This is a genomic window from Nocardia sp. NPDC059195, assembly GCF_042754695.1.
GTDB lineage: Bacteria > Actinomycetota > Actinomycetes > Mycobacteriales > Mycobacteriaceae > Nocardia.
Map to the genome: position 1 here is coordinate 49,760 of NZ_JBHZBG010000038.1, position 6,371 is coordinate 56,130.

General features: G+C 64.9%; 7 protein-coding genes and 1 pseudogene. 4 read left to right on the forward strand and 4 right to left on the reverse strand.

From position 1 onward, the window contains the following. Positions 1–6 precede the first annotated feature (6 nt). On the forward strand, positions 7–669 hold the full coding sequence (locus ACFXKN_RS30780; protein WP_378940687.1) for a TetR/AcrR family transcriptional regulator: 663 nt from the start codon (positions 7–9) through the stop codon (positions 667–669). Between the two features lie 244 nt (positions 670–913). On the opposite strand, the gene ACFXKN_RS30785 is transcribed toward ACFXKN_RS30780, so the two are convergent. Both ACFXKN_RS30785 and ACFXKN_RS30790 read right to left on the reverse strand, forming a co-directional pair. After that, a complete protein-coding gene (locus tag ACFXKN_RS30785) occupies positions 914–1,744 on the reverse strand; it encodes a class I SAM-dependent methyltransferase (protein WP_378940686.1) in 831 nt (276 codons plus the stop codon). A 517-nt stretch (positions 1,745–2,261) separates the two neighbouring features. Continuing rightward, a complete protein-coding gene (locus tag ACFXKN_RS30790; protein ID WP_378940685.1) occupies positions 2,262–2,492 on the reverse strand; it encodes a hypothetical protein in 231 nt (76 codons plus the stop codon). A gap of 212 nt (positions 2,493–2,704) precedes the next feature. Here ACFXKN_RS30790 and ACFXKN_RS30795 point away from each other — a divergent pair, with 212 nt between their 5' ends. The 3 genes from ACFXKN_RS30795 (at position 2,705) to ACFXKN_RS30805 (ending at position 4,538) form a co-directional block, all read left to right on the forward strand. Beyond that, positions 2,705–3,001, forward strand: coding sequence for a hypothetical protein (locus ACFXKN_RS30795; protein WP_378940684.1), 297 nt, complete (start codon positions 2,705–2,707; stop codon positions 2,999–3,001). After that, on the forward strand, positions 3,001–3,552 hold the full coding sequence (locus tag ACFXKN_RS30800; protein WP_378940683.1) for a DUF6879 family protein: 552 nt from the start codon (positions 3,001–3,003) through the stop codon (positions 3,550–3,552). Before ACFXKN_RS30795 ends, ACFXKN_RS30800 begins: the two co-directional genes overlap by 1 nt. A 65-nt stretch (positions 3,553–3,617) precedes the next feature. Beyond that, the gene (locus ACFXKN_RS30805) at positions 3,618–4,538 is read left to right on the forward strand and encodes a helix-turn-helix domain-containing protein (protein WP_378940682.1); all 921 of its coding nucleotides are present in this window, start codon (positions 3,618–3,620) and stop codon (positions 4,536–4,538) included. A 37-nt stretch (positions 4,539–4,575) separates the two neighbouring features. On the opposite strand, the gene ACFXKN_RS30810 is transcribed toward ACFXKN_RS30805, so the two are convergent. Then, positions 4,576–5,679, reverse strand: coding sequence for a transposase (locus ACFXKN_RS30810; protein WP_378940681.1), 1,104 nt, complete (start codon positions 5,677–5,679; stop codon positions 4,576–4,578). A gap of 184 nt (positions 5,680–5,863) precedes the next feature. Beyond that, positions 5,864–6,160: pseudogene (locus ACFXKN_RS30815) on the reverse strand (transposase domain-containing protein); the annotation flags it as partial. Positions 6,161–6,371 lie beyond the last annotated feature (211 nt).

The window sequence follows — 6,371 nt, forward strand, 5'->3', positions numbered from 1 at the left end:
GGCCCAATGACCAGCCCAGGACCCTCCGGCCCGAAACTTTCCAGCCGCAAGTACTCCGGCGTAGCGCCGGAGGAGCGAGTGCGCCTGCGCCGCGCGGCCATCCTCGAGTCGGCTTTGGAGCAGTTCGGCACCTCCGGCTACGCGGCCGCGTCGATCAAGCAGATCTGCCGCGGCGCCGGCGTCACCGAGCGCTATTTCTATGAGTCGTTTCCCAACCGGGAGGTCTGCCTCGCCGCCCTCTACGACAACCTGGCCGAGGCGATGCGCGCGGCGACCATCACCGCGCTCCAACAGGCCGAACCTGATCTCGATGTGCTTACCGCAGCAGGACTCGACGGCTTCATCGGATACCTGACCAGTGACCCACGCCGCGCGCGGGTAGTTCTCATCGAAGTCGTCGGCGTCTCACCGGACATGGAACAGCGTCGTCACCGGGTATTACGCGATTTCGTCGACACCGTGACGGCCACCTGGATGACAGGCACCCCCGCACGAGCCCAGCGGCTGACCGCGACAGCACTGGTCGGCGGTGTCAACCACCTGCTGGTCGACTGGTTGATGGACGGGCGCCGTGACGACCCCACCGACCTCGTGGCGGTGTGCGTTGACCTGTTCGCTGCCGCTCGCACGCAGTGGGAGGCCGTTGCTACGTCCTCTCAACACGACTGACCATCTGGAGGAGTCCCCTTCAAGGACGTGATGCGCAACAGCCCACCGTTCTCGCGGACGGGCCGTCCGTGGTCGGAAACACCGAGTGCACGGGCAACGTATCGATGGTCTGGTGCACCGCGGTCGGGTCGACGACTTCGGGAGTGTGCCAGGCCGCGCCGGCTCGCCCCAGAACGGCATCGCCACTGATCAATGCTTCAATGCTCACGATGGTTGAACTGTTCGCGGCGATGAGGTGTTCGAGTCAGCTGAGCCGAGTCGTTGCGATTGCCATGCGAGCACCGTGTGCGAGCAGCCCTTCCTCGGTCAGGTTCGAAGCTTGTTCGAGGAATTCGTCACGTAGGCGCTGGAGCTGGCGTGTGTCGATGAGGGTGGCGTCGTAGTAGGAGTCGACAGCGGACTGCCATGTCTGCTCTGGCGTCGCGTGTGGACCGTGGCTGATCTCGGTCCAGTCGATGGGCTGGAATCCGGCAGCTGAAGCCAACTCGTTCAGCCCCTCTCGGGTGCGCGTACGGCGGTCCCCGAGTGAGGGCATCGACCCCGATTGCTGTGCACTGGCGAAGATCGGTCGCGCCACCTCCAGAAACAGCGCGCGTCCGCTGCTGTCCGCGGGCTTGAGCCCGACCGAGATCGCCAGCCTGCCAGCCGGTTTCAGTACTCGAGCCGCCTCCGCAAAAACCTGTTCGATCTCTGCCATCAGCATCAACGCCATATGGGAAATCACGGTGTCGAACGAGTTGTCAGCGAATGGGAGCTCCTGGGCCCGTCCCTGCCGCAAATCTGCGCTGTACAGCTCTGGTCTCTGCATGGCGGCCGAGAGTTCGACGTCGGACAGGTCGATGCCGGCGAGTCTGGTCGCGCCGTTTCGGGCTAGGACCGCGAGCAGGGAACCGTCGCCGCAGCCGAGATCAAGGACTTCCTGAGCGTTCGGAACCTGGTCGGCAAGATACTGATAGCTGGATCGTCCGTCGGGCAGCGGGTTCGCGACGACGTATCGGCTCATCGCCCCCGGCAGCTGGTTGTGCGTCCGCCGGTAAAAGTCTTCGCCTGCACGGATCTCGTTAGCTGCGGTCACGATTCGAACCTAGTTCATCGCGATGGCCCGAGAGCACACGCTGAAGATATGAGCACCGAGATCTCCTCCGACGAAGACCTCGAATCGGTTGCCGCCGCCCTCGATGTCAAAGCGCGACGGGCGTCCTCACGTCGATAACCTGCGATGAAAGAGTGCCCCCACAGGGACTCGAACCCTGACTGTGCGGATTTTAAGAACCTCCGGCTCGGTCCGGCGACACCCCGGTGACCTGCGGAAATATGCAGCGGCAGCTCTCAAAGTCCCACTGGCCTTGTGGTTTTGGCCGGTTTCCGGCGGCCTTGCGCGGGGGCTAGCGGCCTCTAGCGGGAGCGGCACAGCCCCTAGCGGGGTGGGCCGGAGCTGGGGCTGCGTCTCCGCAGGTGGGGGACGTTTTCGCTCGCAATGCGCGGCTGAATGGCTGACACGGTGCGGTCCGGCGGGATGCGCTCGGGCCACAGCACTACCCCGATGATCACAGCCAGTGGCAGGCCCACCGCAACGACGAACCCGAGCGTGATCACCCGTCTGCCCGCCCGCTGGTCTCGCCCACGGTCATGGGACATCCGTCGCGCTGTTCGGCTGCGGTGAGCCACGCGGCTACGTTGTCGAGCGAGCCGTGGCAGACGACCCGGAACGGGCTGTACAGCTCCCACCCGTACGGCGGTTCGGGTGCCCGGCGGATTGCCATCGACCGGCACGCGGCCCGTTCGGTTAGCGCATCAAGCTGAGGTTTGATCGCTTCGCTCATCAGTCCCCCTGGTGGGTCATTCGTCAATGCGCCCGCCGCCGGGGAACCGGTACCGGGCCGGATCAGCCCGGCGGCGAGGCAGTACGAACGCTAGGCGGGCAATCTCGGCGCGCACTATGACTTTGCGAGGCTTTGCGAATGATGTTGATCCCCGGGCACAATTAGAAGGACGATTGCGAGGTACGTTCGTCTCAATCGCAAAGGCGGCTCCAATGCACTCACACTTGAAACTGCGACACGTCGGCTCGGGCTCGGGTCACGGCTCCTGCCCGGCGGTATTCGCCGCCGAAACCGGCGAGCTGGTGATCCAGGGCAACATCACCGACCGCGCCGGGACGGTACTGGTGCCTCATGCGCTCCTCGGCTGGCTGGAGCCGGGTATGAAGCTGCCGGTGGAAGCCAGCGACGCCCCCGGTTCGTTCCTGGTGAGTGGCGAGCAGATCACCGCGCCCGAAGTCCTCGCACAGCTCATGCTCGACGATGACGAGACGGCCGTGGTGGTGCGCTGATGCTGCACGTCGCCGGTGACGGGATTTTCGCGCCGCTGTTCCGCGCGGCTCGGCACCGCGCCTTTCACCTGGAAGTGCAAGACACCTACGGCGTGGCCGATGAGGTTGAAGCGCTGCGCCGTTGGGCGGCAGGCGAACCCTACGAAACCGAGGAACAGCCCGAGTCCTGGAAGGCTTGGGATGACCTGATGGTGGAGACGGCCGGGCGCGGCATCGCGCTTGAGCGGTTGCGCGTGGTGACCGTGCCGCACTCGGACTACACGCGGTGGCTGCTCAGCGAGACAGAAACCCGGCTGGAAGTGGGGGAGGCGGTGCGGTGGTTGCCGCGTCACCTTACCGACCCGGCTGAGGTGCCTGGTGATGACTACTGGCTGTTCGATGATGACACCGTGGCCTTCACTACCTTCGCGGCGACGGGTGAGTTCATGGGCCTGTCGATCACCACCGATCCTGCAATCGTTGGCCGCTGCGTGCAGGTGCGGGTGCCGTTGTGGCAGAAGGGAATTGATCACACTCAGTACGCCAACAGTGAGCACGCGCACGCGCCGTGAACGCTGTAGATGACGCACGGGCCGCGCTCGGTGCACGCCTTCGGGAGTTGCGCCGGGGTGCCCATTTGTCTGGCGTCGATCTCGCTGCTCGGTGCGGCTGGCATTCCAGCAAGATCACCCGCATCGAGCGCGGTCAACAAGCCCCCACCGAAGCCGACCTAGCGCTCTGGTGCGAGGCGTGCGTCAACCTTGCCGTACTAGACGATCTCGTTGCTAGCGTGCGCAATCTGCGCTCGATGTACTTGGAGTGGCAGCGCACCGTAGCGGCAGGCCACGCCCACCGACAGCGCCAATCCATCGAACTCGAGGGCCAGACGCGCCTCATTCGGTGGTTTGACCCCGACACTATGCCCGGCCTGTTGCAGACTGAGGGCTACGCGCGGGGCATATTGCGCGCCTGCATCGCAATCACTGGCGGCCGTGATGATTTGGAAGAATCGGTAGCGATGCGGATGGCCCGGAAGCGCGTTCTACAGCGCGGTGGGCACCGCTTCCACATCCTGATCGGTGAGGCAGCGCTACGCCGGACCGTGGGCGACAGCGCGGTGATGGCCGAGCAGCTGGAAAGTGTTCTGGCTGAGCTGGACCGGCCGAACGTCCGGCTTGGTGTGATCCCGCTGGAGGCTGAATATCTTGCGCCTGCAACGAATTTCGTGCTCTACGACCGCGTGCAAGTGGTCACTGAGACTGTGAGCGCCGAACTCACTATCACCCGGCCGTCTGAAATTGCCTGCATGAGAAGACCTTCGGTCTGTTGGCAGACCAGGCAGCCTACGGCGAACCCGCCCGCGCGCTGGTCAACGTTGCGTTGGACCTGCGCCGGGCGGGTTCGTAGCCGAGCTACCCGGCCGACCGCCGACCGCCGACCGTCGACCGAACAGCGACACCACGTTGCCGCCTACGTTGGCACCTCAGCGGACGGCAAGTTCACGGGTGCCAAGCTCGGTGTGCGCTACACCGCGCCGGGTGGGCGTGAGGTTGTGTGAGGTTCACCCAAGGCCGGGTAGTTAGCGTTTTCGCTTGTCATGCAAGAGTTTCCGCTGACCATGCGGTAGCGCTGTAGAGGCCTGGGCCGAGTTTGTGGATGACACCGTCGTCGGCCCACCGGGTTAGCTGTCTGTACATGGTGTTGAGGGTGATGTCGCCGAAGTGAGTGGCGATGTCGCGGGCTCTCCATAAGCGGGTGGGCTCGGTGTCGAGCAGGTCCAGGATCCTGTGGCGTCTGCGCTGTTGCGGGGCAACGCGGCCGTCGTGGCGGGAAATGGTTGGCAGCGGCGGTAGTTCGGTTTCGGGCACGATGATGGCGAGGTCGAGATTGGTGACGGTGCGGCTGGTGTCGGGCCGCCCGTCGTTGAGGCGCTCGTTGTAGCGCGATATCGGTGATTTCACCTTGCGGGTGCTGACCCGTTGTCGGCGTGGCGGTAGCAAGTTGCCCAGGACCCGCACACCGATCCGCCCGAGAAGACCGGTCCCGGTGGGAACGACCCCGTCCGCGGTGAGGACCTGGTCACGGGCGGTATGGAAAGCGATGGCGAAGCTGCAACGGTCCGGATCGACACCTGGACGAGATTCCGCAGCGTCGACCATCACAACGCGCAGCACTTGGTACAGGGCTAGTAGTGCCCACATTTCCTGTTCGATGCCGACGGGGTCGCCCGAGCGCAGGACTCGTCCGGCCATGATCGTGTGGCGTAGGGCGTAGTAGGCGGATTCGTGTTCCCATCGCTGGTGGTAGAGGGCTACCAGCCTCGTTGCTGGGTAGGCGCGGGCGTCGGTCAGGGTCGTGACCAGTCGGTAGCTGGCAGTGAACACGGTGTCGTCGACGCAGGTCACGGTGATCTGGGCGTCGATGATCCGCACCCCGATACCGGCGATGACTGCGAGGTAGGAGCCGTCGCCCAAGCGGGCCAAGACCGGGATTCGCCGGTTGCTGCGTGCCCGACCCAATACTTGGGCGCCGGTCGCGGCGACGTTGACGAGGAAGTCGTTGCTGTCGAAGCCCCGATCCCACAACACCAGCATGTCCGGGCGTAGTAGGTGCAGCAGCTTGGCGGCGTAGCCGGTCTCGCCCAGGTCGGTAGGCCCAAACACTGCCCCGATCACCGCGCGGGTGCCGGTCTCGACCAAGCGTCATCAGTTCCAGCATCGGGTAGGGGTAGTGGGCGGTGGCTCGCAGCCAGGCCCGGTTGCGGGCGGTGGCGGGCACTTTCTGGGAGGTGCAGCCATCGAATGACACCATCCGATACCGCCCGAACCGAACCCCCGGGGTCGAGGGCTGTGCTAACGGCCCGGCCAGCACATCGAACAACTTTCGCATCGGCGCGACACCTACCCGACGACGCAAGTCCCGCAACGCTTTCGCGGTTGGGGCGGGCAACGGTATCCCGGTCAGCGAAGCGGTGAGTTTGTCCCAGACCGCCCGATAGCCCACCTCGGGGAACAGGCACATCGCTAGCAGGAAGTAGACCCCGACCCGCGACGGGAGATCACGCAACCGGCGCTGCACCGACCGGGTTTCCTCCAATACCGCGTCGACCAGTTCGAAGGGCACCACCACGGTCAACTCGCCGAGATGACCGGCCGCGAACCTGCCTGCGGCCACGGTCACAGTCCGGGTGAACGCCGCCAACGCGGGAGGCAGGGGAGAATGAAAGGGCAACGGAGCTCCTCGGGAACAGGCTGTCTTGGTCGACTACCTGAACCAACGAGCTCCGTTGCCCTATGCCCAGAATCTTCAAACTGCTTGCGCTACCAGCGAAAACGCTAACTACCCGGCCTTGGAGGTTCACCCCGGGTAGTGGACACCGACTTGGCAGGAT